We start from the raw sequence: 24,450 nt of genomic DNA on the forward strand, positions 1-24,450 counted from the left end.
AACGGTCAGGATTTGTGTCGTTGGTGAGGACCTCTTCGCGAGCAGGCTCGCTCCCACAGGGGAATGCATTTCAATGTGGGAGCGAGCCTGCTCGCGAAGAGTGCGCCGCCGATCTAATGCCCCATGAGCCAGTGCTGATGCGGCCCCGGCAAGGTCCAGATGCCGAACAGGATCACCAGTAATCCACCCGTCATTCGCACGCTGCGTTTGCGCAATAGCGCCGTGACCCGCTCAGCCGCCAACCCCGTGGCGAGCAACACCGGCCAGGTGCCGAGCCCGAACGCGAGCATCAGCAACGCACTGTCCAGCGCATTGCCCTGACTCGCCGACCACAACAACGTGCTGTAAACCAACCCGCACGGCAGCCAGCCCCAGAGCGCCCCCAGCAGTAACGCGCGGGGGACGCTCGACACCGGCAGCAGTTTGTTGGCAACCGGCTGGATGTGCCGCCACAGGCCGCGACCGAGGCTTTCGATGCGGGTCAGGCCGCTCCACCAACCGGCGAGGTACAGGCCCATGGCGACCAACAGCAGTCCAGCGATGACGCGCATGAACATCGCCGCCGGGCTGTTGGCCACCGCCCAGCCCGCCAGGCCGATCAGCAGGCCGGCCGTTGCATAGCTGAGAATTCGCCCCAGGTTGTAGGCCAGCAGCAGTCGAAAGCGTCGGCTGCGTTGTTCCTTGGGAATTGCCAGGGTCAACGCGCCCATCAATCCGCCGCACATGCCCAGGCAATGCCCGCCACCGAGCAGACCGAGAATCACCGCAGACACCAGCAGCGGCGCCAACTCAAGCATGGGGTGGCGCCTTGTCGTCCGGTTTGGCCGGATGGCCGCTGGCTTCGTCGACCGCAGCCTTGTGGTTTGGGTCCTGATCGTCGAACAGGATGCTGTGGGCCGGGCCGTCGAGGTCGTCGTACTGACCGCTGTCGACTGCCCAGAAGAAGATGTAAATAGCGATGGCCACGATCAGCAGCGCGGCCGGGATCATCACGTAGAGAGCTGGCATCTTGACTCCATGCCCGCGCGGCTCAGGCCGGCAGCGGACGGGTTTCTGGCGTGGCGCTGATCGCAGGCGTGTTTGGCATGCGAGTCAGGCGCAGGGCGTTCAGCACCACGGTCAACGAACTGATAGACATGCCGACCGCGGCCCATACCGGAGTGATCCAGCCGAGGGCGGCGAACGGCAACATGAGGCCATTGTACAGCCCGGCCCACAGCAGGTTCTCGATGATTACCCGGCGGGTGCGTCGAGCCAGGCTGAAGGCTTGTACCAGTGCATCGAGGCGGTTCGACAGCAATACCGCGTCGGCACTGGTTTTCGCCAGATCGGTGGCGGAACCCATGGCCACGCTGATGTCGGCGGCGGCCAGTACGGGCACATCGTTGACCCCGTCACCGAGCATCAACACCTTGCGGCCTTCCTTGTGCAACTGTTGCAGGACCTGCAATTTGTCGTCTGGACGCAAGCCGCCTCGGGCTTCATCGATGCCCAGTTCCGCAGCGACACTGGCGACCATCGGCGAGCTGTCGCCGGACAGCAGCAGCGTGCGCCAGCCGCGAGCCTTGCAGGCCTCGAGCAGGGCGGGGGCGTCGGTACGCAGGCGGTCGTCGAGAACAAACCATGCCAGCGGTCCCTGGCTGTCGCCGAGCAACAGCCATTGGCCGGCTTCATCCGGCATCGATGGCACGGTAGCGCCACTGAGTTCACAGACAAAACCCGGTTGGCCGATGCGCAGGCGTTGCTCGCCGACCAAGCCTTCGAGGCCTAGCCCCGGCGTGCTGTGGACTTCTTCGGCGGCCAGCGGCGCCCGGCCAAACGCGCGGGCGATCGGGTGTTCGGAACGGTTTTCCAGGGCGGCGGCCAGGCTCAGGCATTGATCGCTATTGAGCGCGCCGAGCGGGCGGATCGAACGCAACGCCAGGCGCCCTTCGGTGAGCGTGCCGGTCTTGTCGAAAATCACCGTGTCGATCTGATTCAGACCTTCCAGCACATGGCCGCGAGTCAGCAGCAAACCCAGCTTGTGCAGCGTGCCGGTGGCGGCGGTGAGGGCAGTTGGCGTGGCCAGGGACAGGGCGCACGGGCACGTCGCAACGAGCATCGCCAACACAATCCAGAAGGCTCGCGACGAATCGAGTTCCCACCAGATCAGACCGATGACGGCAGCGGCAATCAGCGACAGCAGCAGGAACCATTGCGCGGCGCGGTCGGCGATTTCCGCCAGTCGCGGCTTCTCGGTCTGAGCACGGTCCAGCAGGCGGACGATGGCGGACAGTCGGGTGTCCTGGCCGAGGGCCAGGACTTCCACGGTCAGCGCACCTTCGACGTTCAGGGTGCCAGCGGTGACCGCATCGCCCGGCGTGCGCGGTTGCGGCAGGTATTCGCCGGTGAGCAGGGATTCGTCGATGCTCGACTGACCGTCGAGGATCTTGCCGTCAGCCGGGAGGATCGCGCCGGGGTGCACCAGCACCTGATCGCCGACGCGCAGTTCGCTGAGCAAGATCCGCTCGCTCTGGCCATCGGCACTCAGGCGCAGACACGAGGCGGGCAATAGATTGACCAGTTGTGCGGTGGCGGCGGCGGTGCGTTCGCGGGCGCGACGTTCGAGATAACGCCCGGCCAGCAGGAACAGCGCGAACATGCCGACCGCATCGAAATACAGTTCACCGACGCCAGTGATCGAGGTCCAGATCCCGGCGATGTAGGCGCTGCCAATCGCCAGCGACACCGAGACGTCCATGGTCAGGTGGCGGGTGCGCAAGTCACGCATGGCGCCTTTGAAGAAGGGCGCGCAGCTGTAGAACACGATCGGGGTGGTAAGAAATAGCGCGACCCAACGCAGGATCGTATGCAGCTCGGGGCTGAGGTCGATGTTGAATTCCGGCCAGGTGGCCATGGTCGCCATCATCGCCTGGAACCACAGCAGCCCGGCCACGCCGAGTTGGCGCAGGGCCAGGCGGTTTTCGCTGGCCAGTTGTTCACTGGCCCGGTCGGCTTGATACGGGTGCGCGGCGTAACCGATGTGGCGCAACTCGCTGAGTACCTGGCTCAGCGGCAGTTGCGCATCGGCCCATCGTACGTGCAGGCGATGGTTGGACAGGTTCAGGCGCGCTTCGGCCACTGCCGGCAAGCCACGCAGGTGTTTCTCGATCAGCCAGCCGCAGGCGGCGCAACTGATGCCTTCCATCAACAGGGTGGTTTCGGCAAGTTCGCCTTCGTGGCGGACGAAGGGGGCTTGCACGTCGGCGCGGTCGTACAGCGCCAGTTCGTCCACCAACTGCACCGGCAGTGCTTCGGGGTTGGCCGATGACTCGCTGCGATGTTGGTAATAGGTTTCCAGTCCACCGGCCACAATGGCTTCGGCCACGGCCTGGCAACCCGGGCAGCAGAACTCACGGGTTTCACCGAGGACGGCAGCGGTGAAGCGGCTGCCGGCCGGGACGGGCAGGGCGCAGTGGTAGCAGGGGAGTGGAGTGGTCATGAGGTGAAGTCTATATCGTCTGGAAGGGCCTCATCGCGAGCAGGTCGAATCGTCGCACCGTCGCTCCCACATTGGATTTGTGGCGTTCACAAAACCCTGTGGGAGCGAGCTTGCTCGCGATGCGCGAAGCGCAGGCTTTTACTTCTTCAGGTCTTCGGCGCCTTGCAGCGGTTCGTCACCCAGCAGCAGATCCTTGTCATGGCTGACCTGTTCTTCTTCGAACATGCGCCAGATCTTGTCGTCCTGAACGCCCAGCAGTTCTACAAAACGGCGACCGTCGACCTTGTCGTTCAACTGGCCAATGTAGCGCCCCTGTTCGGTTTCGCTGCGTGCCAGGGTGATCTTGCGATCCTTCTCCGGCTGGGTCGGCGAGATCAGGTTCAGTTCGAGGGTTTTGGGTTGGCTGTTGCCGCTCAGGCGCAGGTCGACTTCACCGGTCACATCGTCCAGATGAACGCTGGCGCGCAGCAGCAGGGTCTGCGCCAGCAATTCACGGTCGAGGGAGCGGTTGATGCCTTTGCCGGCCTCGTAATAGTTGTCGTTGACCAGGTTGTCCGGGTTGTTCACCGCGATCGTCACCATGGACAAGGTCAGGGTCACGGAACACGCCAGGATGGCGATGATGATCCACGGCCAAAGGTGCTTGTACCAGGGACTTGTGGCGTTTGCTGCAGGCATGATCACTTCTCTCAACGAACTTGTGGGCCGATGAACCGGCTCTTGGCTTCAATGTGGACGCTGTCGTCATCGGCATCCTTGAGGATGAATTTCACCTCGTTGGTGCTCGATGGCAGTTTCTCCGGTGCGCTGGACAGTTCGACCGGCTGGCTGAAGATCTCCCCGGCGGCGACCTTGATCTCGCGCTTGCCTTGCAGCTTGAGGTCCGGCAGGCCAGCGGCTTCGAGCACGTAGGTGTGGTCGCGCTGATCCTTGTTCATGATCTTCAGGCTGTAGACGTTTTCGATCCGGCCTTCGGCGTTCTCGCGGTACAGCACGCGGTCCTTGCTGACGTCGAAACCGACCAGCGAACGCATGAAGAATGCGGTCATCAGCAAAGCGATCATCGCCAGCAGCACCGTGGCATAGCCGATCAGGCGCGGGCGCAGTTTATTGGTTTTTTGCCCGGACAGGTTGTGCTCGGTGGTGTAGCTGATCAGGCCGCGCGGGTAATCCATCTTGTCCATGATGCTGTCGCAGGCATCGATGCAGGCCGCACAGCCGATGCATTCGACTTGCAGGCCGTCGCGGATGTCGATACCGGTCGGGCAAACCTGGACGCACATGGTGCAGTCGATGCAGTCGCCCAGGCCCATGGCCTTGTAGTCGGCGCCTTTCTTGCGCGGGCCGCGGCCTTCACCACGACGCGGGTCGTAGGAAACGATCAGGGTGTCTTTGTCGAACATCACGCTCTGGAAGCGCGCGTACGGGCACATGTAAATGCACACCTGCTCGCGCAACCAGCCGGCATTGCCGTAGGTGGCGAGGGTGAAGAAACCGACCCAGAAATACGACCAGCCGTCGGCTTCGCCGGTGAAGAAGTCGATGGTCAGTTCGCGGATCGGCGAGAAGTAACCGACGAAGGTCATGCCGGTCACAAAACCGATCAACAGCCACATCGTGTGTTTGCTGAATTTGCGCAGGAATTTGTTGGCGCTCATGGGCGCTTTGTCGAGCTTGATGCGCTGGTTGCGATCGCCTTCGGTGACCTTCTCGCACCACATGAAAATCCAGGTCCAGACACTCTGCGGGCAGGTATAGCCGCACCAGACCCGCCCGGCGTACACGGTAATGAAGAACAGGCCGAAGGCGCTGACGATCAGGATCCCCGAGAGCAGGATGAAGTCCTGAGGCCAGAAAGTTGCGCCAAAGATGAAGAATTTGCGTTCCGGCAGGTTCCACCAGACGGCCTGATGGCCGCCCCAGCTCAGCCAGACTGTACCGAAATACAGCAGAAACAGCCCGGCACCGCCCATCATCCGCAGGTTGCGGAACAGGCCGGTGAAGGCGCGGGTGTAGATTTTTTCTCGAGAGGCGTAGAGGTCGACGCTGTTGTTCGCGTTCTTGGCAGGGGTAACGTCGTGTACCGGAATCTGATTGCTCATCATTGCATCCCACGGCAGTGGAAAAATGCCTCGGTCAGTACATGCCGACCGCGGTCAAAAAGAGGTGTTGCAGTGGCGCAATGATACGCCTGTCGCTCTAGGTCAAGGGTGCGACCTTTGGTCGCGTTGGGGAAAATTCGTGGATGGTGTAGCAGATGTAACAAAACATGATGCAGGTCAATTGACTATAGACGATTCACCTTTATCCCAGGCTGACCGCGCACTATTTCGCTTTGGATTGCAGCGCGCTAGCGCTGCAATCCTGTTACGGGTGGCTCAATCGCCAATGCAGTGATGTCAAGGGAGGCGACCGCCTCCCAAAGAGTCCAGCCCTCCGGTGCCGCGTTTTCGGTCGGCGCTGTTTTCACTGTCGATGGACCTGGTTTTGCGCGTCAGGGTGTTTGTCTCGTCAGCATTCTTCAGGGGGACGCCTTCGGCGTCAGTCTGGTGCTCAATGTTGTCGGGCGGGGTGCCTGTAATGTTTTGTTCAGACATGAAACAACTTCCTTGTTTGTTGGGTTGTTTTAACCGGGGGAGAAAAGCAGTGTTGTTGTGATTGGATTTTCACCAGGCTGCGCAAAGGTTAGATTCTGTTGGTGTTTGCGGCGAGTGAGGAAGGGTTTCAGGTTGTGAGTGGTGTTGATGGGTTGCCTTGTGAAATGCGGTGCGACAAGAAAATTTCCCGTCTGAAACGAAAACGGCCCCGTCGTCTGACGGGGCCGTTTTTTGTTGCATCAAGCGTTTGCCTTACTCGGCGTCGGTAGCTTTCTCACCGTGAGAGAGGCTGTAGACGTAAGCGGCCAGCAGGTGAACCTTGTCGTTGCCTTGCAGCTGTTCTTGCGCAGGCATCTGGCCCTGACGGCCGTAACGGATGGTCTGCTGCAGTTGAGCGAAGCTCGAACCGTAGATGAACGCTGCCGGGTGGGTCAGGTTAGGCGCGCCCATCGCTGGCGTACCTTTGCCTTCCGGACCGTGGCACACCGCGCAGTTGGCAGCGAACAGCTTCTGGCCAGCTACCGGGTCAGCCTTGGTGCCTTCCGGCAACTTGCGGCCATCGAGGTTGGTCAGTACGAACGCGGCAACGTTCGCAACGCCTTGCTCGCCGATCACTTCAGCCCACGCCGGCATCACCGCGTGACGACCACCCATGATGGTGGTCTTGATGGTTTGCGCTTCGCCGCCCCAGCGCCAGTCGGCGTCGGTCAGGTTAGGAAAGCCATAAGCGCCTTTGGCGTCGGAACCGTGGCAGACCGAGCAGTTGGAGGCGAACAGGCGGCCACCCATCTTCAGGGCTTGCGGGTCCTTGGCGACTTCTTCGATCGGCATGGAAGCGAACTTGGCGAAGATCGGGCCGAACTTGGCGTCCGACTTGGCCATTTCCTTTTCCCACTCGTGAACGCCGGTCCAGCCGCTCTGGCCGTTGGCGAACGCGGTCTGCTTGTCGTTATCGAGGTAGTTGTAACCCGGCAGCAGGCCTTTCCAATTGCCCAGGCCCGGGTACAGCACCAGGTAGCCCAGGGCGAAGATGATGGTGCCCACGAACAGCATGAACCACCATTTCGGCAGTGGGTTGTCGTACTCCTCGATCCCGTCGAAGGAGTGGCCAACCGTTTCTTCGGTGGCTTCGCTGCGCTGGCCCTTGCGGGTGGACAGCAGCAGCCAGGTCAGGGCGAAGATCGTGCCGAGACTGAGGACTGTGACGTACAGACTCCAGAACGTAGTCATTCTTTGTTACTCCTAGAAGCTTGCTCGACGTGCTTGATGGCTTCGGGATCATCCGCGAAAGGCAGCAAGGTCGCGTCTTCAAACTCCGACTTGCGCTTGGGACTGAATACCCACAACGCCAGACCGATGAAGGCCACCATCACAACAACGGTGCCCAGGCCACGAATCATCCCGATATCCATCTAAATCACCGTTTGCTTTTGATGATGGTGCCCAGGCCTTGCAGATAGGCCACCAGCGCGTCCATTTCGGTTTTGCCCTTCACAGCATCCTTGGCGCCGGCGATGTCTTCGTCGGTGTAAGGGACGCCGAGCGTGCGCAAGACTTCCATTTTCTTGGCGGTGTCTTTGCCGTCGAGCTTGTTTTCCACGAGGAACGGGTAGGCCGGCATTTTCGACTCAGGCACTACGTTGCGCGGGTTGTACAAGTGCGCACGCTGCCAGTCATCGGAGTAACGACCGCCAACACGGGCCAGGTCCGGACCGGTACGCTTGGAACCCCACAGGAACGGGTGATCCCAGACGCTTTCACCGGCGACCGAGTAGTGGCCGTAACGTTCGGTTTCAGCGCGGAACGGGCGGATCATCTGCGAGTGGCAGCCGACACAACCGTTGGCGATGTAGATGTCGCGGCCTTCCAGTTCAAGGGCGGTGCGAGGCTTCATGCCTTCGACCGGCTTGTTGGTGACGTCCTGGAAAAACAGCGGAACGATCTGGGTCAGGCCGCCGATGCTGACGGCGATAACCATGAAGAAGGCCAGCAGGCCAATGTTCTTCTCGACTGCTTCATGCTTCATCAGTGAGCTCCAACTACAGCAATCTGTTCAGCAGCTTTGGCTTCAGCCGGGTTCGAGGCACGTACGGTACGCCATACGTTGTAGGCCATGAACAGCATGCCGCTGGCGAAGAACGCACCGCCCAGGGCGCGAACGATGAAACCAGGATGGCTGGCTTGCAGCGCTTCAACGAACGAGTAGGTGAGGGTGCCGTCGTCGTTGATTGCACGCCACATCAGACCCTGGGTGATGCCGTTGACCCACATCGAAGCGATGTACAGAACGGTACCGATGGTCGCGAGCCAGAAGTGCGTGTTGATCAGGCCGATGCTGTGCATCTGCACACGACCGAACAGTTTCGGGATCATGTGGTAGATGGCGCCGATCGAGATCATCGCTACCCAGCCCAAGGCGCCGGCGTGTACGTGGCCGATGGTCCAGTCAGTGTAGTGAGACAGCGAGTTGACGGTCTTGATGGCCATCATCGGGCCTTCGAAGGTCGACATGCCGTAGAAGGCCAGCGACACAACGAGGAACCGCAGGATCGGGTCGGTGCGCAGCTTATGCCAGGCGCCCGACAGGGTCATCATGCCGTTGATCATGCCGCCCCAGCTTGGTGCCAGCAGGATGATCGACATCGCCATGCCCAGCGACTGAGCCCAGTCCGGCAGTGCGGTGTAGTGCAGGTGGTGCGGACCGGCCCAGATGTACAGGGTGATCAGCGCCCAGAAGTGCACGATCGACAGACGATAGGAGTAGATCGGACGCTCGGCCTGCTTCGGAACGAAGTAGTACATCATCCCCAGGAAGCCGGTGGTCAGGAAGAAACCCACCGCGTTGTGGCCGTACCACCACTGGATCATCGCGTCAGTCGCACCGGCGTAGGCCGAGTAGGACTTGAAGAAACTGACCGGCAGGGAAGCGTGGTTGACGATGTGCAGCATCGCCGTCACAACGATGAAGGCACCGTAGAACCAGTTACCCACATAGATGTGCTTGGTTTTGCGCTTGGTGATGGTGCCGAAGAACACCAGACCGTAAGTAACCCAGACGATGGCCAGCAGAATAGCCAGGGGCCATTCCAGTTCCGCGTATTCCTTGGTGGTGGTGTAACCCAACGGCAAGGTAATGATCGCGCCGACGATCACCGCTTGCCAACCCCAGAAGGTGAAGGCGGCGAGGCTGTCGGAAATCAGTCGCGTTTGGCAGGTTCGCTGCACGACGTAATAAGAAGTGGCAAACAGAGCACAACCACCGAAGGCGAAAATCACCAGGTTGGTGTGCAACGGGCGTAAGCGTCCAAAAGTCGTCCACGGCAGACCGAAGTTCAATTCCGGCCATACAAGCTGTGAGGCGATGAAGACACCAAGCCCCATGCCAAGGATCCCCCAGACCACCGTCATGATGGCGAACTGGCGGACTACCTTATAGTTATAAGCAGTCGGACTGATTGCTGTGCTCATTCTAAGGTTCCACGGTTTGGGTGTTTTATTAGGAGTAAAAATCGGCCGCAAGTATGGAGAAAGCGGGGGGTCATTGCAACGCGCCATGACCTGGGTCAATGCTTTCAAAAGCTGATTCTGCGGCCTTTCCATGCGCCGCGTAGGGACAAAATTGCCCAAGGGCAAAATGTCGCAGCGGACGAAAATGGTGAGGGGGTCAGGTCGGATGTAACGGGGTGTGTTCAAACGCAACGATCGGGTGACAGATGGCAATTGGCACGACAGCCGGTATCTACCAGCCTTTGCGGCCTGTCATCGAGCAGATTCGTCGAACACATCGGGTTGGGTCGACCTGGAACCGGCTCATGCCAGTCCGCATCGGGGGAAGCTTAGACCCGAATCTGGTGAACCGAAAGGAGGACCAACGGAGGGGTGCGACAATGGGTCGCAAAGGGGCAGGGAACTGCCGCATCCGGGAGAATGCGGCAGCAGAGCGGTCGAGATTTATTCGTGTTTGCCTTCAGCCTGCAAACGCTCGGTGTTCAGCCCGTGAGACAAGCTGTAAACGTAAGCGGCCAGCAGTTGCACCTTGTCGTTGCCGAGCATTTCGTTCTGCGCCGGCATATGGCCCTGGCGACCATGACGAATCGTCTGTTGCAGTTGTGCCAGGCTTGTACCGTAGATAAAACCGGCCGGTTGCGTCAGATTCGGCGCGCCCATGGCTTCAGTGCCCTGGCCGTTTGCCCCATGACAGGCTACGCACATAGTGCTGAACGTTTGTTGTCCGGCGTGCAGGTCGGCACCGCTGTCGGCAGCCAACGGCAGGCCGGCCAGGTCATGGCGCACATAAGCCGCGACGTTCTTCACGCCAGCATCACCAAGGATTTCACCCCAGGCCGGCATCGCCGCCATGCGACCACCCATGATCGTGGTTTTGATGGTGTCGGCGTTGCCGCCCCAGCGCCAGCTGGTGTCCGTCAGGTTCGGAAAGCCAAAGGCGCCCTTGGCATCCGAGCCGTGGCAGACCGCGCAATTGGAGGCAAACAGGCGACCGCCCATTTTCAACGCTTGCGGGTCCTGGGCCACCTCTTCCACGGGCATCGCCGCGAATTTGGCGAAGATCGGCCCGAACTTCGCATCGGCCTTGTTCATCTCCTTTTCCCACTCGTGGACGCCGGTCCAACCGTCCTCGTAACCCGGCAGAATGCCTTTCCAGTTGCCCAGGCCGGGGTACAGCACCAGATAGCCCACGGCAAATACCAGCGTGCCGGCGAACAGCATGAACCACCACTGCGGCAGCGGGTTGTCGTACTCCTCGATGCCGTCGAAGCTGTGGCCCATGGTCTGGTCGACGCTGCCCTTGGTTTCGCCCTTGCGGGTGCCGATCAGCAGCCAGGTCAGGCCGATCAGGCTGCCGATGGTCAGTACGCAGATCCACGTACTCCAGAAGGTGGTCATGGCCGGGTACTCCTTGTTTCAGGTTCTTGGGTGGCGTCATCGGGTAGCGGTTCATCGGCGAACGGCAGCAAACGCGCTTCGGCGAATTCCGGGTTGCGCTTACTGTTGAACACCCACAGCGTCAGGCCGACGAAGGCTACGAACACCACGACCGTGCCCAGGCCGCGGATCATTCCACTGCTCATCTCACTCATTATTTCAAAGGGCATGGCTCACCTCTTGCTCTTGATGGATGTGCCGAGCACTTGCAGGTAAGCGACCAGTGCGTCCATTTCGGTCTTGCCCTTGAGCGAGGCGACAGCGCCTGTGATGTCGTCGTCGGTGTATGGCACGCCCAACGTGCGCATGGCGCGGATCTTGGTTTCGGTGTGGCTGCTGTCGAGTTGATTGGCCACCAGCCACGGATAGCCGGGCATTTTCGATTCCGGCACCACGTTGCGCGGGTTGTACAAGTGCGCGCGGTGCCAGTCTTCGGAGTAGCGACCGCCGACCCGGGCGAGGTCCGGACCGGTACGTTTCGAGCCCCACAGGAACGGGTGATCCCAGACGCTTTCACCGGCCACCGAGTAGTGGCCGTAGCGTTCGGTCTCGGCGCGGAACGGCCGGATCATCTGCGAATGGCAACCGACGCAGCCTTCGCGGATGTAGATGTCGCGACCTTCCAGTTGCAGCGCGGTGTAGGGCTTCATGCCTTCCACCGGTTTATTGGTCACGTCCTGGAAGAACAGCGGGACGATCTGGGTCAGACCGCCAATGCTCACGGCCAGCACCATCAGCAACATCAGCAGGCCGACGTTTTTCTCGATTGTTTCGTGTTTCATGGCGGCCTCCTCAGGCGATCTGCGCGGCAGCGGCGACTTCGGCAGGCTGCGAGGCCCGCACGGTGCGCCAGGTGTTGTAGGCCATCAGCAACATGCCACTGAAGAAGATCGCACCGCCTACCAGCCGCACGACGAAGCCTGGGTGGCTGGCCACCAGGGTTTCGACGAAGGAGTAGGTCAGCGTGCCGTCTTCATTGATAGCGCGCCACATGAGGCCCTGGGCGATGCCGTTGACCCACATCGACGCGATGTACAGCACGGTGCCGATGGTCGCGAGCCAGAAGTGCGCGTTGATCAGGCCGATGCTGTGCATCTGCGTGCGGCCGAAGATTTTCGGGATCATGTGGTACAGCGCGCCGATCGAGATCATCGCTACCCAACCAAGGGCGCCGGCGTGAACGTGGCCGATGGTCCAGTCGGTGTAGTGGGAGAGGGCGTTGACCGTTTTGATGGCCATCATCGGCCCTTCGAAGGTCGACATGCCGTAGAACGCCAGCGAGACCACGAGGAAGCGCAGGATCGGGTCGCTGCGCAACTTATGCCAGGCGCCCGAGAGCGTCATCATGCCGTTGATCATCCCGCCCCAGCTCGGTGCCAGCAGGATCAGCGACATCACCATGCCCAGCGACTGTGCCCAGTCCGGCAGCGCGGTGTAGTGCAAGTGGTGCGGACCGGCCCAGATGTACAGGGTGATCAGCGCCCAGAAGTGCACGATCGACAAGCGATAGGAATACACCGGACGCTCGGCCTGTTTCGGCACGAAGTAGTACATCATCCCGAGGAAACCGGCGGTCAGGAAAAAGCCCACGGCGTTGTGGCCGTACCACCACTGAACCATGGCATCGGTCGCACCGGCGTACACCGAGTAGGACTTGGTGAAACTCACCGGCAGTTCAAGATTGTTGACGATGTGCAGAATCGCCACGGTGATGATGAACGCACCGAAGAACCAGTTGCCGACGTAGATGTGCTTGGTCTTGCGCTTGGCCAGCGTGCCGAAGAACACCACGGCGTAGGCGACCCAGACGATGGTGATCAGGATGTCGATCGGCCATTCCAGCTCGGCATATTCCTTGGAACTGGTGTAACCCAGCGGCAGGCTGATAGCGGCCAGCAAAATCACGACTTGCCAGCCCCAGAAGCAGAACGCGGCGATTTTCGGCGCGAACAATTGAGTCTGGCAGGTGCGTTGCACCGAATAGAACGAACTGGCGAACAGGGCGCAACCGCCGAAGGCGAAGATCACTGCGTTGGTGTGCAACGGGCGCAGGCGCCCGAAGCTGGTCCACGGCAGATTGAAGTTGAGTTCAGGCCAGACCAATTGAGCCGCGAGAAAAACCCCGAGCCCCATGCCGACGATGCCCCACACCACCGTCATAATGGCGAATTGGCGGACCACCTTGTAGTTGTAGGCGGTACTGATAGAAGTGTTCATGGTTCCCCATCCACGGTTCAGCCGAAGTGAAGGCCTGTCTTTGCGAGTAAGCCGCACGGCAGACGCTCCCTTCGCCTGGAGTTATAGGCAGACTAAAAGCGAGGCAAGCATGGACAAAGAGCACAAGGCCAGTATTGACGGGGATCAATGGGCGCGGTGTGTGCAGGATCACGGATGGTTGTGGAATGCCGCGTCAGTGCCGGCATCAGCGACGTTGATCCTCGCCCATGGCGCCGGTGCGCCGATGGACAGCAGCTGGATGAACGACATGGCTGCGCGCCTTGCTGCTCAAGGCGTCAATGTGCTGCGCTTCGAGTTTCCGTACATGGCGCAACGGCGTGTTGATGGGGGTAAACGTCCACCGAACCCGGCCCCGAAACTGCTCGAGTGCTGGCGTGAGGTGTATGCGGTGGTGCGACGCCATGTCGCTGGACGTCTGGCCATTGGCGGCAAGTCCATGGGCGGGCGGATGGCGAGTCTTTTGGCGGATGAGCTAGAGGCCGATGCGTTGGTGTGCCTCGGGTATCCGTTTTATGCGGTGGGGAAACCGGAGAAGCCTCGGGTTGAGCATTTGGCGGCGCTGAAGACGCGGACGTTAATTGTTCAGGGCGAACGGGATGCGTTGGGCAATCGTGAAGCGGTCGAGGCTTACACGTTGGCGCCGGGCATCGAGGTGTTCTGGCTGGTGGCGGGGGATCATGATTTGAAGCCGTTGAAGGCTTCGGGGTTTACCCATGAGCAGCATTTGGTGGCTGCGGCGCAGAAGGTTGCCGAATTTCTGTGAGACGCAAGATCAAAAGATCGCAGCCTTCGGCAGCTCCTACAGGGTTACGCGATCCATGTAGGAGCTGGCGCAGCCTGCGATCTTTTGACGTTGATCTTAGCGGTTAAACCGCTCCACCAACGAATACTGGGTATTCGCGGTTTTGGTCAGTTCTTCACTCAACAGTGCAGAGTGTTGCGCCTGTTCCGAGGTCTGATCCGCCAGGTGCGAGATGTTGCTGATGTTGCGGCTGATTTCTTCAGCGACAGCGCTTTGCTCTTCGGTAGCCGCAGCGATCTGGGTGGTCATGTCGGTGATGTTGGCCACTGCTTCGCTGATCCCCACCAGTGCCTGATCCGCTTCCAGAACCCGCGCCACACCTTCTTCGGCCTGGCGATGCCCGGCTTCCATGGTTTGCACCGCCGTGCTGGCGGTTTGCTGGAGCTTGGCGATCAGGGCGTGGATCTGCCCGGTGGATTCGCTGGTGCGTTGCGCCAGTTGACGGACTTCGTCGGCGACCACCGCAAAGCCACGACCCATCTCACCGGCACGGGCCGCTTCGATGGCGGCGTTCAAGGCCAGCAGGTTGGTCTGGTCGGCGATGCCTTTGATCACATCGACCACGCCACCAATTTCGTCGCTGTCCTTGGCCAGTTGGGTCACGGTCAGACCGGTTTCACCGACCACCACCGACAGGCGCTGGATGGCTTCGCGGGTTTCCCCGGCGATGTCGCGGCCGCGACCGGTCAGGCGATTGGCTTCCTGAGTCGCATCAGCCGTGCGCTGCACGTGGCTGGCGACTTCCTGCGTGGTGGCGGCCATCTGATTGACGGCGGTGGCCACTTGCTCGGTTTCGACGCGTTGGCGTTCCAGACCGTTGGAGCTGTTATGCGCCAGGGTGTCGGACTGTTTCGCTTGGTCGCTCAGGTGCTCGGCGGTGTCCTGCAGACGGGTCAGGCAGGTTTTCAGGCGGGCTTCCTGGCTGAGGATCGACATCTCCAGACGTGCTTGAGCACCGCGGCTGTCGGTGTACATCTGCGCGATCAGCGGGTCGGAGGTGGTCTGCCCGGCCAGGTGCAGCAGACGCTTGAGGCCGCGTTGTTGCCAGCTCAACCCCAACAGACCCAATGGCACCGACAGGCCGGCGGCCAACGCAAAACCCCATTGGGAATTGAGCGACGCACCGATCATGAAGCTCAGCTGGCTGACGAGGATGAACGGCAGCCAGTCCTGCAGCACCGGCAGCCATTTGTCTGTTGAAGGAATCGCCGACTTGCCCTGGTTGATGCGTTGGTAGAGCGCTTCGGCACGGCGGATCTGCTCGGCGGTGGGTTTGACCCGCACCGATTCGTAACCGACCACCTGATTGCCTTCGAAAACCGGCGTGACATAGGCGTTAACCCAGTAATGATCACCGGTCTTGCAGCGATTCTTGACAATGCCCATCCATGGCAAGCCTTGTTTCAGTGTGCCCCACATGTGTGCGAACACCGCGGCCGGGACGTCAGGGTGACGGACCAGGTTATGCGGCGCACGGATCAGCTCTTCACGAGAATACCCACTGATCTCGACGAAAGCGTCGTTGCAGTAGGTGATCACGCCCTTGGCATCGGTGGTGGAAATCAACCGTTGCTGAGCCGGGAAGGTCCGTTCGCGTTGTGTAATGGGCTGGTTGTTACGCATGGCTTTTTCAATCCGCAAGGCTTTGACAGGGTGTCGGCATGATCGGGAATTTATTGAAATAATTTTTCAATAATCAGTGGTTCGTCGCAAAACGACCATTGCGTCACCCGGCGAGCATCGGATAGGTGAACAGCCCGAAATGCAGCAGGTTCAAGCCGAAATGGGTGGCGATGGCCGCACCCAAGCCACCAAAACGGTAGGCCAGACCATAGCCGACACCCGCCAGGCTCGCCAGCAACACCCATTGCCAGCCGGCACCCACATGCACCAGGCCGAACAGTAGCGATGCGAGGAGCAGGGCGAGGTTCTCACCGTAGGGCAGGTTTTTGAAGTGCCGGGTCAGACCGCCCTGGATGTAGCCGCGAAATAGCGCTTCCTCGACCAGGGTCACCAGCAGCAGATTGTTAACCAGCCACAGCCAGGCTTGATCCGGCCACTTCGGTGCCCAACTGATCATGCCCAACAACAGCGCGCCACCCAAGGCCAGCACGGCGCTCAACGTCAGCCCCAGCGCGGTGGCATAGATGGAAAGGCGAAGGGAACGTCGGCCGACAATCCACGGGCAGACCAGCAAAAGCCAGAACCCGATCAGGGGTTTGTCCTGATTCAGGTACATGAAAAACGGCACGGCATCGTCGGTGAATTGCTGAGGGGCGAAACCACGGCCGTTGTAGAAACCGGGAAGCCAGTGCATCGCCAGTGCCAGGACCAGGACGAAGAACACCCCATGACCGAGGTAGCGGCCGGCTTGAACCTTTTGCTGGCGCACGGCGAAACCTGTGAACAGCAACAATGCGACGGAGATTACGGCCAGCCAGCCGAGTTGGCCGTAAATCAGTGCCAGACCATAGCCGAGGGAGAGAAGGGCCAGGTAGTTCCATGGCAGAGCAATCATGTGAGGTCCTTGAGTCCATAAATTTGCAGGGCGACTCTATCCCTGTGGGAGCGAGCTTGCTCGCGATGAGGCCATATCATTCAACATTGATGTCGACTGTTAGTAAGCTATCGCGAGCAAGCTCGCTCCCACAGGGATTTTGTGGCGGGCACGGCATGTTGAGCGACGCCCATTAAGTGGCGAGCAATTATAGAGAAGTGCACCCCCACAAACAAAAACACCGCCCGAAGGCGGTGTCTGTGTCAGCAGACATTTACGAGGCAATCAACTGTCGCAACACGTAATGCAAAATCCCCCCCGATTTGAAGTACTCCACTTCATTAAGGGTATCGATCCGGCACAACACCTCGACTTTCTCGCGGCTGCCGTCTTCACGGGTGATCACCAGTGTCAGGTTCATCCGCGGCGTCAGCTCGACGCCGGTCAAACCCAGAATATCCAGCGTCTCCTTGCCGGTCAGGTTCAGGCTCTTGCGGTTTTGATCCAGCTTGAACTGCAACGGCAACACGCCCATGCCCACCAGATTGGAGCGGTGAATCCGTTCGAAACTTTCGGCAATGACCGCTTTGACCCCCAGCAGATTGGTGCCCTTGGCCGCCCAGTCACGACTCGAGCCGGTGCCATATTCTTGCCCGGCAATCACCACCAGCGGCGTGCCCGAGGCTTGATAACGCATGGCCGCATCGTAGATCGGCATCCTCTCCCCGGTGGGAATGTAAATCGTATTGCCGCCTTCTTCGCCGCCGAGCATCTCGTTACGAATGCGGATGTTGGCAAAGGTGCCGCGCATCATCACTTCGTGGTTGCCGCGACGCGAGCCATAGGAGTTGAAGTCCCGTGGTTCCACGCCTTTCTCGCGCAGGTAGTGACCAGCGGGGCTGTCGGCCTTGATGTTGCCGGCCGGGGAAATGTGGTCGGTGGTCACCGAATCGCCGAGCAATGCGAGGACTCTGGCACCTGCAACGTCTTTGACCACTGGCGGCGGCCCGCCGATGTCATCGAAGAACGGTGGATGCTGGATGTACGTCGAATCGTCCTGCCAGACATAGGTCGCCGCTTGCGGCACTTCAATCGCCTGCCATTGCTCGTCACCGGCAAACACTTCGGCGTATTCCTTGTGGAACATCGCGGTGTTGACCTGGTTCACCGCGTCGGCAATCTCTTTGGTGCTTGGCCAGATGTCCCGCAGATAAACCAGATTGCCCTCTTTGTCGGTACCCAACGGCTCGCTGCTGATGTCGATGCGCACCGTACCGGCCAGCGCATAGGCGACGACCAGCGGCGGGGAGGCCAGCCAGTTGGTTTTCACCAGCGGATGCACGCGACCTTCGAAGTTGCGGTTACCCGACAGCACCGAGGCGACGGTCAGGTCGGCAGCCTGAATGGCTTTTTCGATCGGCTCCGCCAATGGCCCGGAGTTGCCGATGCAGGTGGTGCAGCCGTAGCCGACCAGGGCAAAACCCAGTTCATCAAGGTACTGGGTCAGGCCGGCAGCCTTGTAGTAGTCGGTGACCACTTTCGAGCCTGGGGCCAGCGAACTCTTGACCCACGGTTTGCGCTTGAGGCCTTTTTCCACGGCTTTCTTCGCCACCAGGCCGGCGGCCATCATCACGCTCGGGTTGGAGGTGTTGGTGCAGGAGGTGATCGCGGCGATAACTACCGCGCCGTTTTTCAATCGATAGGTCTGACCGTCGTATTCGTAGTCGGCTTCACCGGCCAGATCGGCATTGCCCACCGCAACGCCACCGCCGCCTTCACTTTCAAGACGACCGACTTCCTTGCTGGTGGGTTTGAATTGCAGGTCGACGAAATCACTGAACGCTTGCGCGACATTCGGCAGCGATACCCGGTCCTGTGGGCGTTTCGGCCCGGCAAGGCTGGCTTCGACGCTGCCCATGTCCAGCGCCAGGCTGTCGGTGAACGCCGGTTCCTGGCCCGGCAGACGCCACAGGCCCTGGACTTTGCTGTAGGCCTCGACCAGTTTCACGGTTGCGCTGGGGCGACCGGATAAACGCAGGTATTCCAGAGTGATGTCGTCCACCGGGAAGAAGCCGCAGGTGGCGCCGTATTCCGGGGCCATGTTGGCGATGGTGGCGCGATCGGCCAGCGGCAGGTCGTCGAGGCCGTCACCGTAGAACTCGACGAATTTGCCGACCACGCCTTTCTTGCGCAGCATCTGGGTGACGGTCAGCACCAGGTCGGTGGCGGTGATGCCTTCCTTGAGCTTGCCGGTGAGCTTGAAGCCGATCACTTCCGGGATCAGCATCGACACCGGTTGGCCCAGCATCGCCGCTTCCGCTTCAATCCCGCCGACGCCCCAGCCGAGCACGCCGAGGCCGTTGATCATGGTGGTGTGGGAGTCGGTGCCGACCAGGGTGTCGGGGAAGGCGTACGTGCGGCCGTCCTCGTCCTTGGTCCAGACCGTGCGCCCCAGGTATTCCAGATTCACCTGGTGGCAGATCCCGGTGCCCGGCGGCACCACGCTGAAGTTATCGAAGGCGCTTTGGCCCCAGCGCAGGAACGCATAACGTTCACCGTTGCGCTGCATTTCGATGTCGACGTTCTGTTCGAAGGCGCTGGCGCTGGCGAATTTGTCGACCATCACCGAGTGGTCGATCACCAAATCCACGGGGGAGAGCGGATTGATCCGCTGCGGGTCGCCACCGGCCTTCGCCATCGCGGCACGCATGGCGGCCAGGTCGACCACGGCGGGAACGCCGGTAAAGTCCTGCATTAATACCCGCGCGGGACGGTATTGAATTTCACGGTCGGAGCGACGCTCCTTGAGCCAGGCGGCAATCGCCCTGAGGTCGGCGCCGGTGACGGTTTTTTCATCTTCCCAGCGCAGCAGGTTTTCCAGCAGCACTTTCAACGACATTGGCAGCTTGTCCAGGTCGCCCAGGCTTTTGGCGGCATCCGGCAAGCTGTAATAGTGATAGGTCTTGTCGTCAACTTGTAAGGTTTTAAGGGTTTTCAGGCTATCGAGGGACGGCATTGAAATGACTCCTTTGAGTCCGCACGGCTACGGACTGACGGGACAGACAGAGCCTTTAACCTAGCCCTGTTCATTCGTTAAAGCTAATAACTGGACTCTATGGCCAAGTCCAAGGTTCCGAACTCGGCTATCATGCGCCCGTTTTCGTGACAGGCTTTGCTTCAACGCAAGTCTGGGCATCGCGCAGTGGTTGAATTTCTCGCCATCTGCCCAGGAGTAAGAATGAACACCCTCTTTATGCATTGCCGGCCGGGCTTCGAAGGCGAAGTCTGTTCCGAGATTTCCGAACACGCCGCGCGGCTGAACGTGGCCGGTTATGCCAAGGCCAAGACCGCCAGCGCCTGCGCCGAATTCATCTGCACCGAAGAAGACGGCGCCGAGCGCCTGATGCGTGGTCAGCGTTTTGCCGATCTGATCTTCCCGCGCCAGTGGGCTCGCGGGATCTTCATCGATCTGCCGGAAACCGACCGCATCAGCGTGATCCTCGCGCACATGGCGGACTTCCCGCTGTGCGGCAGCCTGTGGCTGGAAATGGTCGACACCAACGATGGCAAGGAATTGTCGAACTTCTGCAAGAAGTTCGAAGGTCACCTGCGCAAGGCACTGATGGCCGCTGGCAAACTGGTGGAAGACGCCCACAAGCCGCGTTTGCTGCTGACCTTCAAAAGTGGCCGCGAAGTGTTCATGGGGCTGGCCGAGTCGAACAACTCGGCGATGTGGCCGATGGGCATTCCGCGCCTGAAGTTTCCGCGTGAAGCGCCGAGCCGTTCGACGCTGAAACTGGAAGAGGCGTGGCACCATTTCATCCCGCGTGATCAGTGGGATGAGCGTCTGCACAGCGACATGACGGGTGTCGACCTCGGCGCCGCACCCGGTGGCTGGACCTGGCAACTGGTCAACCGCGGCATGCTGGTGACCGCGATCGACAACGGTCCGATGGCCGAAAGCCTGATGGACACCGGTCTGGTGCAACACTTGATGGCTGACGGTTTCACCTTCAAGCCCAAGCAACCGGTGGACTGGATGGTCTGCGACATCGTTGAGAAACCGGCGCGCAACGCCGCAATGCTGGAAGAGTGGATTGGCGAGGGGCATTGCCGCGAAGCGGTGGTCAACCTCAAACTGCCGATGAAACAGCGTTACGCCGAAGTGAAGCGCTTGCTGGAGCGCATCGCCGACGGGTTCAAGGAACGCGGCATTCGGGTCGAGATTGGCTGCAAGCAGCTGTATCACGACCGTGAAGAAGTGACCTGCCACCTGCGCCGGCTCGACGTAAAGAAACCCAAGTCCCGCTGATACACGCGGACCCTGTGGGAGCGGGCTTGCTCGCGAATGCGGAGGGTCAGTCGACATCAATGTTGAATGTCAGTCCGCCTTCGCGAGCAAGTCGAATCGTCGCACCGCCGCTCCCACAGGTCCGGTGTAAGACACAGATGACCGAACACCCGGCAATGCGCGACAATGCCGGCAAGTTTCAGGAGTGAATCATGAGTGAAATGATTGATACGCCGGTAGACGGCACCCTCGACGCCACCGGCCTCAACTGCCCGGAACCGGTGATGATGCTGCACCAGCACATCCGTGACCTGGTGCCCGGCGGCCTGCTCAAGGTGATCGCCACCGACCCGTCGACCCGTCGCGACATTCCCAAATTCTGCGTGTTTCTCGACCACGAACTGGTGGCGCAGCACGAAGAGGCAGGCACCTACCTCTACTGGATCCGCAAGAAACTCGCTTAACCCGCCGACTGACTGATGCGGATCCGCTTGCGTGCACTGCGCGTCAGGCGGATCGACAGCATCAGCGCCGCGCAACTCAAGCCGACGATCAAACCCTGCCATAGCCCGCTCGGGCCGCTCGGCGCGCCGAACCAATCGGTCAGGCCCAACGCGTAACCCACCGGCAAACCAATCCCCCAGTAAGCGAACAGCGTCAGGATCATCGTCACCCGCGTGTCCTGATAGCCGCGCAACGCGCCGGCAGCCGTCACCTGGATTGCATCGGAAAACTGGAACAGCGCCGAATACACAATCAGCATTGCCGCGACATGAATCACCGTCGGATCAGACGTGTAGATCGTTGCGATGTGTTCACGCAGCAACAGCATCATGCTCGCGGAGATGCACGCATAGGCCAGCGCCGTGCCCATGCCGACACCGGCGGCGAAGCGTGCTTCACGCGGCTCCTGACGGCCGAGCGCCTGGCCAACGCGCACGGTCACGGCCATGCCGAGGGAGTAGGGGATCATGAACACCAGCGAGCTGAAGTTCAGCGCGATCTGGTGCCCGGCCACCACCGTCGCGCCGAGGCTGCCGATCAGCAGCGCAATGACAGCGAAGATGCTCGACTCGGCGAACACTGCGATGCCGATCGGCAGGCCGATGCCCAGCAGGCGTTTGATCACCGACCATTGCGGCCAGTCGAAACGGCTGAACAACTCACTCGACTGATACGCCGGCGCCCAGCGCTCCCACCCGGCCATGCCCAGGGCCATCACCCACATCACGATCGCCGTGGCCCAGCCGCAACCGACACCGCCCATGGCCGGCACACCGAAGTGGCCATAGATGAAGACGTAGTTCAGCGGAATGTTCAGCGCCAGCCCGCACAGACCCAACACCATGGCCGGACGCGTGCGCCCCAGGCCGTCACTGAAGCAGCGCAGCACATGGTAGAACGCGACGGCGGGCAAACCGCTGGCGATGCCATGCAGGTATTGCATGCACGGGCCGATCAATTCGGGATCGACCTTCATGATGTGCAGAATCGGTTCGGCGCTGAACAGCATGCCGGTCGCCATCAACCCCACCACCAATGCCAGCCACAGTGCCTGGCGCACGATCGGGCCGATTTCGCTGTGGGTGCCAGCGCCGAAACGCTGGGCGACTTTCGGGGTAGTGGCCAGCAGCGTGCCGGTCATCAACAGAAACACCGGCACCCAGATCGAGTTGCCCAGCGCCACCGCCGCCAGATCCCGTGGCCCGACCCGGCCCGCCATCACCGCATCGACGAAGCCCATGGCGGTGGTCGCCAGTTGCGCGATCATGATCGGCAAGGCCAGGCCGAGCAGGTTTTTCAGCTCCAGGCGAACCCGGGCCGGGCGGGTGAGGGAAATAGCGGCGGGGCGGTCAGTCACGGAATTCAAGGGCGAAACGTCCAAAGATGTTGATGCGCAAGGCGGCGCATTCTACGCCCTGACGCAGTGGTCAGGAAAAGTCCTGTGTTGCGGATTTGTAATCGGATTTTGAATGTTTCTGCATCCCCGGTGGCCCATCACCTGCATCTCCGCCTACACTGCCGATCCGCCAAAGGAGCCTGCCATGCTGATTGTTGCCGACGAAAATATCCCGCTGCTCGATGCCTTCTTCGAAGGTTTCGGTGAAATCCGCCGGGTGCCGGGACGTTCCATTGACCGCGCCACCGTCGAACAGGCTGATGTGCTGCTGGTGCGCTCGGTGACCAACGTTAACCGCGCGTTGCTCGAAGGCAGCAAGGTACGCTTTGTCGGCACTTGCACGATCGGCACCGATCACCTGGATCTGGATTACTTTCAGCGGGCCGGCATCACCTGGTCCAGCGCACCCGGCTGCAATGCCCGGGGCGTGGTCGACTATGTGCTCGGCAGTCTGTTGACCCTGGCCGAAATCGAAGGCGCCGACCTGACTCAGCGCACCTACGGCGTCGTCGGTGCCGGTGAAGTGGGCGGCCGCCTGGTCAAGGTTCTGCAAGGTCTGGGCTGGAACGTGCTGGTCTGCGATCCGCCAAGGCAAGCCGCAGAAGGTGGCGATTACGTCAGCCTTGAACAGATCATCGAGCAGTGCGATGTCATCAGCCTGCACACGCCGTTGAAGAAACACGGCGCCCAGTCGACCTGGCATCTGTTCGATAAAAACCGTTTGAGCCAGCTCAAACCCGGCACCTGGCTGATCAACGCCAGTCGTGGTCCGGTGGTGGACAACGCCGCGCTGCGCCAGGTGCTGCTGCAACGTGAAGACCTGCAAGCAGTGCTGGACGTCTGGGAAGGCGAGCCTGAGGTCGATGTGGCCCTGGCCGAACTCTGCGTGCTGGCGACGCCGCACATTGCCGGTTACAGCCTCGACGGCAGACAGCGTGGCACCGCGCAGATCTACCAGGCGTATTGCGATTTTCTCGGGCAAGCGGCCCAGATCAGCTTGAGCGATTTGCTGCCCGCACCCTGGTTGTCGCAAGTGACCTTGAACGCTAACAGCGATCCGGCCTGGTCGCTGGCCATGTTGTGCCGCGGCGTGTACGACCCGCGCCGCGACGATGCGGATTTCCGTCGCAGCCTTGTAGGCAATGTGAACGAACAGCGTGCAGCGTTCGATTCACTGCGTAAGCATTATCCGCTGCGGCGTGAGATTGATGGGTTGGCGGTGCGGATCGATGGGGATTCGCCGGCATTGCAGAAGATCGTGGCGGCGTTGGGTGCTTCGGCTGTCTAGAGACCTCGTCGGCCCTTTCGCGAGCAAGCCCGCTCCCACATGGATCTCCAGTGAACACAGATCTTGTGTACGACAGAGATCAAATGTGGGAGCGGGCTTGCTCGCGAATGGCCGCACCTCCATTCTGGATCTGCACCCATAAAAAACCCGGCCATCAGGGGCCGGGTCAAGAAGACGGTGGCTATATCACTCTTGTTCGGCAGGCTTGACCAATCGCTTTTCCAGTTCGCGGCAAGCGTCCTGGATCATGCCTTCAGTGATCGGTACTTCGCGCCCTTGTTCGTCAATGATTGAGCAACCCAGAGACTGGTCTGGTTGTGTGCGGATCACTTGAATCTTGTCTTCGCTGCTGTTTTGCAAGGACATTGCCTGTCTCCTCTTCAGATTGTGTGCTTACTGTAGAACCGCCACG

Annotated in this window: 23 protein-coding genes; 4 read left to right on the forward strand and 19 right to left on the reverse strand. The window is 60.6% G+C overall.

The features are described from left to right. Positions 1–113: 113 nt before the first annotated feature. The 14 genes from ASC74_RS22790 to ccoN (ASC74_RS22855) form a co-directional block, all read right to left on the reverse strand. On the reverse strand, positions 114–797 hold the full coding sequence (locus ASC74_RS22790; RefSeq protein WP_033055657.1) for a sulfite exporter TauE/SafE family protein: 684 nt from the start codon (positions 795–797) through the stop codon (positions 114–116). Further along, positions 790–1,008 carry a cbb3-type cytochrome oxidase assembly protein CcoS gene (ccoS, locus tag ASC74_RS22795; protein ID WP_007905420.1) on the reverse strand — a complete coding sequence of 73 codons (219 nt, stop codon included), beginning with the start codon at positions 1,006–1,008 and terminating at the stop codon, positions 790–792. The genes ASC74_RS22790 and ccoS overlap by 8 nt, the downstream gene beginning before the upstream one ends. A 22-nt stretch (positions 1,009–1,030) precedes the next feature. Beyond that, entirely contained in the window at positions 1,031–3,481 is a 2,451-nt protein-coding gene (locus tag ASC74_RS22800; RefSeq protein WP_056744258.1) for a heavy metal translocating P-type ATPase, read from the reverse strand. Positions 3,482–3,619: 138 nt separating this feature from the next. After that, positions 3,620–4,159, reverse strand: a complete 540-nt coding sequence (locus ASC74_RS22805; RefSeq protein WP_056744260.1) for a FixH family protein — start codon at positions 4,157–4,159, stop codon at positions 3,620–3,622. 11 nt (positions 4,160–4,170) lie between these two features. After that, entirely contained in the window at positions 4,171–5,583 is a 1,413-nt protein-coding gene (gene ccoG / locus ASC74_RS22810; protein ID WP_056744262.1) for a cytochrome c oxidase accessory protein CcoG, read from the reverse strand. Positions 5,584–5,880: 297 nt separating this feature from the next. Continuing rightward, on the reverse strand, positions 5,881–6,078 hold the full coding sequence (locus ASC74_RS22815; protein WP_056744264.1) for a hypothetical protein: 198 nt from the start codon (positions 6,076–6,078) through the stop codon (positions 5,881–5,883). Positions 6,079–6,330: 252 nt separating this feature from the next. Further along, complete coding sequence (ccoP, locus tag ASC74_RS22820) at positions 6,331–7,308, reverse strand: cytochrome-c oxidase, cbb3-type subunit III (protein WP_056744265.1); 978 nt, start codon at positions 7,306–7,308, stop codon at positions 6,331–6,333. Continuing rightward, positions 7,305–7,490, reverse strand: a complete 186-nt coding sequence (locus ASC74_RS22825) for a CcoQ/FixQ family Cbb3-type cytochrome c oxidase assembly chaperone (protein ID WP_003175465.1) — start codon at positions 7,488–7,490, stop codon at positions 7,305–7,307. The genes ccoP (ASC74_RS22820) and ASC74_RS22825 overlap by 4 nt, the downstream gene beginning before the upstream one ends. Before the next feature lie 5 nt (positions 7,491–7,495). Further along, positions 7,496–8,104 carry a cytochrome-c oxidase, cbb3-type subunit II gene (gene ccoO, locus ASC74_RS22830; protein WP_018925301.1) on the reverse strand — a complete coding sequence of 203 codons (609 nt, stop codon included), beginning with the start codon at positions 8,102–8,104 and terminating at the stop codon, positions 7,496–7,498. Further along, positions 8,104–9,546 (reverse strand): cytochrome-c oxidase, cbb3-type subunit I, encoded by a 1,443-nt coding sequence (gene ccoN / locus ASC74_RS22835; protein WP_056744267.1) that lies wholly within the window; start codon positions 9,544–9,546, stop codon positions 8,104–8,106. Before ccoN (ASC74_RS22835) ends, ccoO (ASC74_RS22830) begins: the two co-directional genes overlap by 1 nt. A gap of 483 nt (positions 9,547–10,029) precedes the next feature. After that, positions 10,030–10,983 carry a cytochrome-c oxidase, cbb3-type subunit III gene (ccoP, locus tag ASC74_RS22840; RefSeq protein WP_056744269.1) on the reverse strand — a complete coding sequence of 318 codons (954 nt, stop codon included), beginning with the start codon at positions 10,981–10,983 and terminating at the stop codon, positions 10,030–10,032. Continuing rightward, on the reverse strand, positions 10,980–11,180 hold the full coding sequence (locus ASC74_RS22845; RefSeq protein WP_177338877.1) for a cbb3-type cytochrome oxidase subunit 3: 201 nt from the start codon (positions 11,178–11,180) through the stop codon (positions 10,980–10,982). The genes ccoP (ASC74_RS22840) and ASC74_RS22845 overlap by 4 nt, the downstream gene beginning before the upstream one ends. A 15-nt stretch (positions 11,181–11,195) precedes the next feature. Then, positions 11,196–11,804, reverse strand: coding sequence for a cytochrome-c oxidase, cbb3-type subunit II (gene ccoO, locus ASC74_RS22850; RefSeq protein WP_056744273.1), 609 nt, complete (start codon positions 11,802–11,804; stop codon positions 11,196–11,198). Positions 11,805–11,814: 10 nt separating this feature from the next. Further along, positions 11,815–13,239, reverse strand: coding sequence for a cytochrome-c oxidase, cbb3-type subunit I (gene ccoN, locus ASC74_RS22855; protein ID WP_056744275.1), 1,425 nt, complete (start codon positions 13,237–13,239; stop codon positions 11,815–11,817). Positions 13,240–13,348: 109 nt separating this feature from the next. Between ccoN (ASC74_RS22855) and ASC74_RS22860 the strand changes: the two genes are divergently transcribed. Next, complete coding sequence (locus ASC74_RS22860; RefSeq protein ID WP_056744277.1) at positions 13,349–14,023, forward strand: alpha/beta family hydrolase; 675 nt, start codon at positions 13,349–13,351, stop codon at positions 14,021–14,023. Between the two features lie 96 nt (positions 14,024–14,119). Here the strand turns inward: ASC74_RS22860 and ASC74_RS22865 are convergent, their stop codons facing one another. The 3 genes from ASC74_RS22865 to acnA all read right to left on the reverse strand — a co-directional run bounded on the left by ASC74_RS22865 (position 14,120) and on the right by acnA (position 19,575). After that, on the reverse strand, positions 14,120–15,685 hold the full coding sequence (locus ASC74_RS22865) for a methyl-accepting chemotaxis protein (protein WP_046047856.1): 1,566 nt from the start codon (positions 15,683–15,685) through the stop codon (positions 14,120–14,122). A 103-nt stretch (positions 15,686–15,788) separates the two neighbouring features. Further along, a complete protein-coding gene (locus ASC74_RS22870) occupies positions 15,789–16,580 on the reverse strand; it encodes a CPBP family intramembrane glutamic endopeptidase (protein ID WP_056744279.1) in 792 nt (263 codons plus the stop codon). 253 nt (positions 16,581–16,833) lie between these two features. Beyond that, complete coding sequence (gene acnA / locus ASC74_RS22875; RefSeq protein ID WP_056744281.1) at positions 16,834–19,575, reverse strand: aconitate hydratase AcnA; 2,742 nt, start codon at positions 19,573–19,575, stop codon at positions 16,834–16,836. Between the two features lie 222 nt (positions 19,576–19,797). Between acnA and rlmM the strand changes: the two genes are divergently transcribed. Together rlmM and tusA are read left to right on the forward strand one after the other, a co-directional pair. Continuing rightward, positions 19,798–20,871 (forward strand): 23S rRNA (cytidine(2498)-2'-O)-methyltransferase RlmM, encoded by a 1,074-nt coding sequence (gene rlmM, locus ASC74_RS22880; protein ID WP_008157308.1) that lies wholly within the window; start codon positions 19,798–19,800, stop codon positions 20,869–20,871. Between the two features lie 191 nt (positions 20,872–21,062). Continuing rightward, positions 21,063–21,314 carry a sulfurtransferase TusA gene (tusA, locus tag ASC74_RS22885; RefSeq protein ID WP_007907805.1) on the forward strand — a complete coding sequence of 84 codons (252 nt, stop codon included), beginning with the start codon at positions 21,063–21,065 and terminating at the stop codon, positions 21,312–21,314. Here tusA and ASC74_RS22890 read toward each other — a convergent pair. Further along, on the reverse strand, positions 21,311–22,720 hold the full coding sequence (locus ASC74_RS22890) for an MATE family efflux transporter (RefSeq protein ID WP_056744283.1): 1,410 nt from the start codon (positions 22,718–22,720) through the stop codon (positions 21,311–21,313). The genes tusA and ASC74_RS22890 overlap by 4 nt on opposite strands. Before the next feature lie 175 nt (positions 22,721–22,895). On the opposite strand from ASC74_RS22890, the gene pdxB reads away from it, so the two are divergent. Beyond that, positions 22,896–24,038: a 4-phosphoerythronate dehydrogenase PdxB gene (gene pdxB / locus ASC74_RS22895; RefSeq protein ID WP_056744285.1), complete on the forward strand. Its 1,143-nt coding sequence runs from the start codon at positions 22,896–22,898 to the stop codon at positions 24,036–24,038. Positions 24,039–24,224: 186 nt separating this feature from the next. Here the strand turns inward: pdxB and ASC74_RS22900 are convergent, their stop codons facing one another. Beyond that, positions 24,225–24,404 carry a PA1571 family protein gene (locus ASC74_RS22900; protein WP_056744287.1) on the reverse strand — a complete coding sequence of 60 codons (180 nt, stop codon included), beginning with the start codon at positions 24,402–24,404 and terminating at the stop codon, positions 24,225–24,227. Positions 24,405–24,450: the final 46 nt, after the last annotated feature.

The organism is Pseudomonas sp. Root329 (assembly GCF_001424925.1).
GTDB classification, from domain to species: domain Bacteria; phylum Pseudomonadota; class Gammaproteobacteria; order Pseudomonadales; family Pseudomonadaceae; genus Aquipseudomonas; species Aquipseudomonas arabinosi.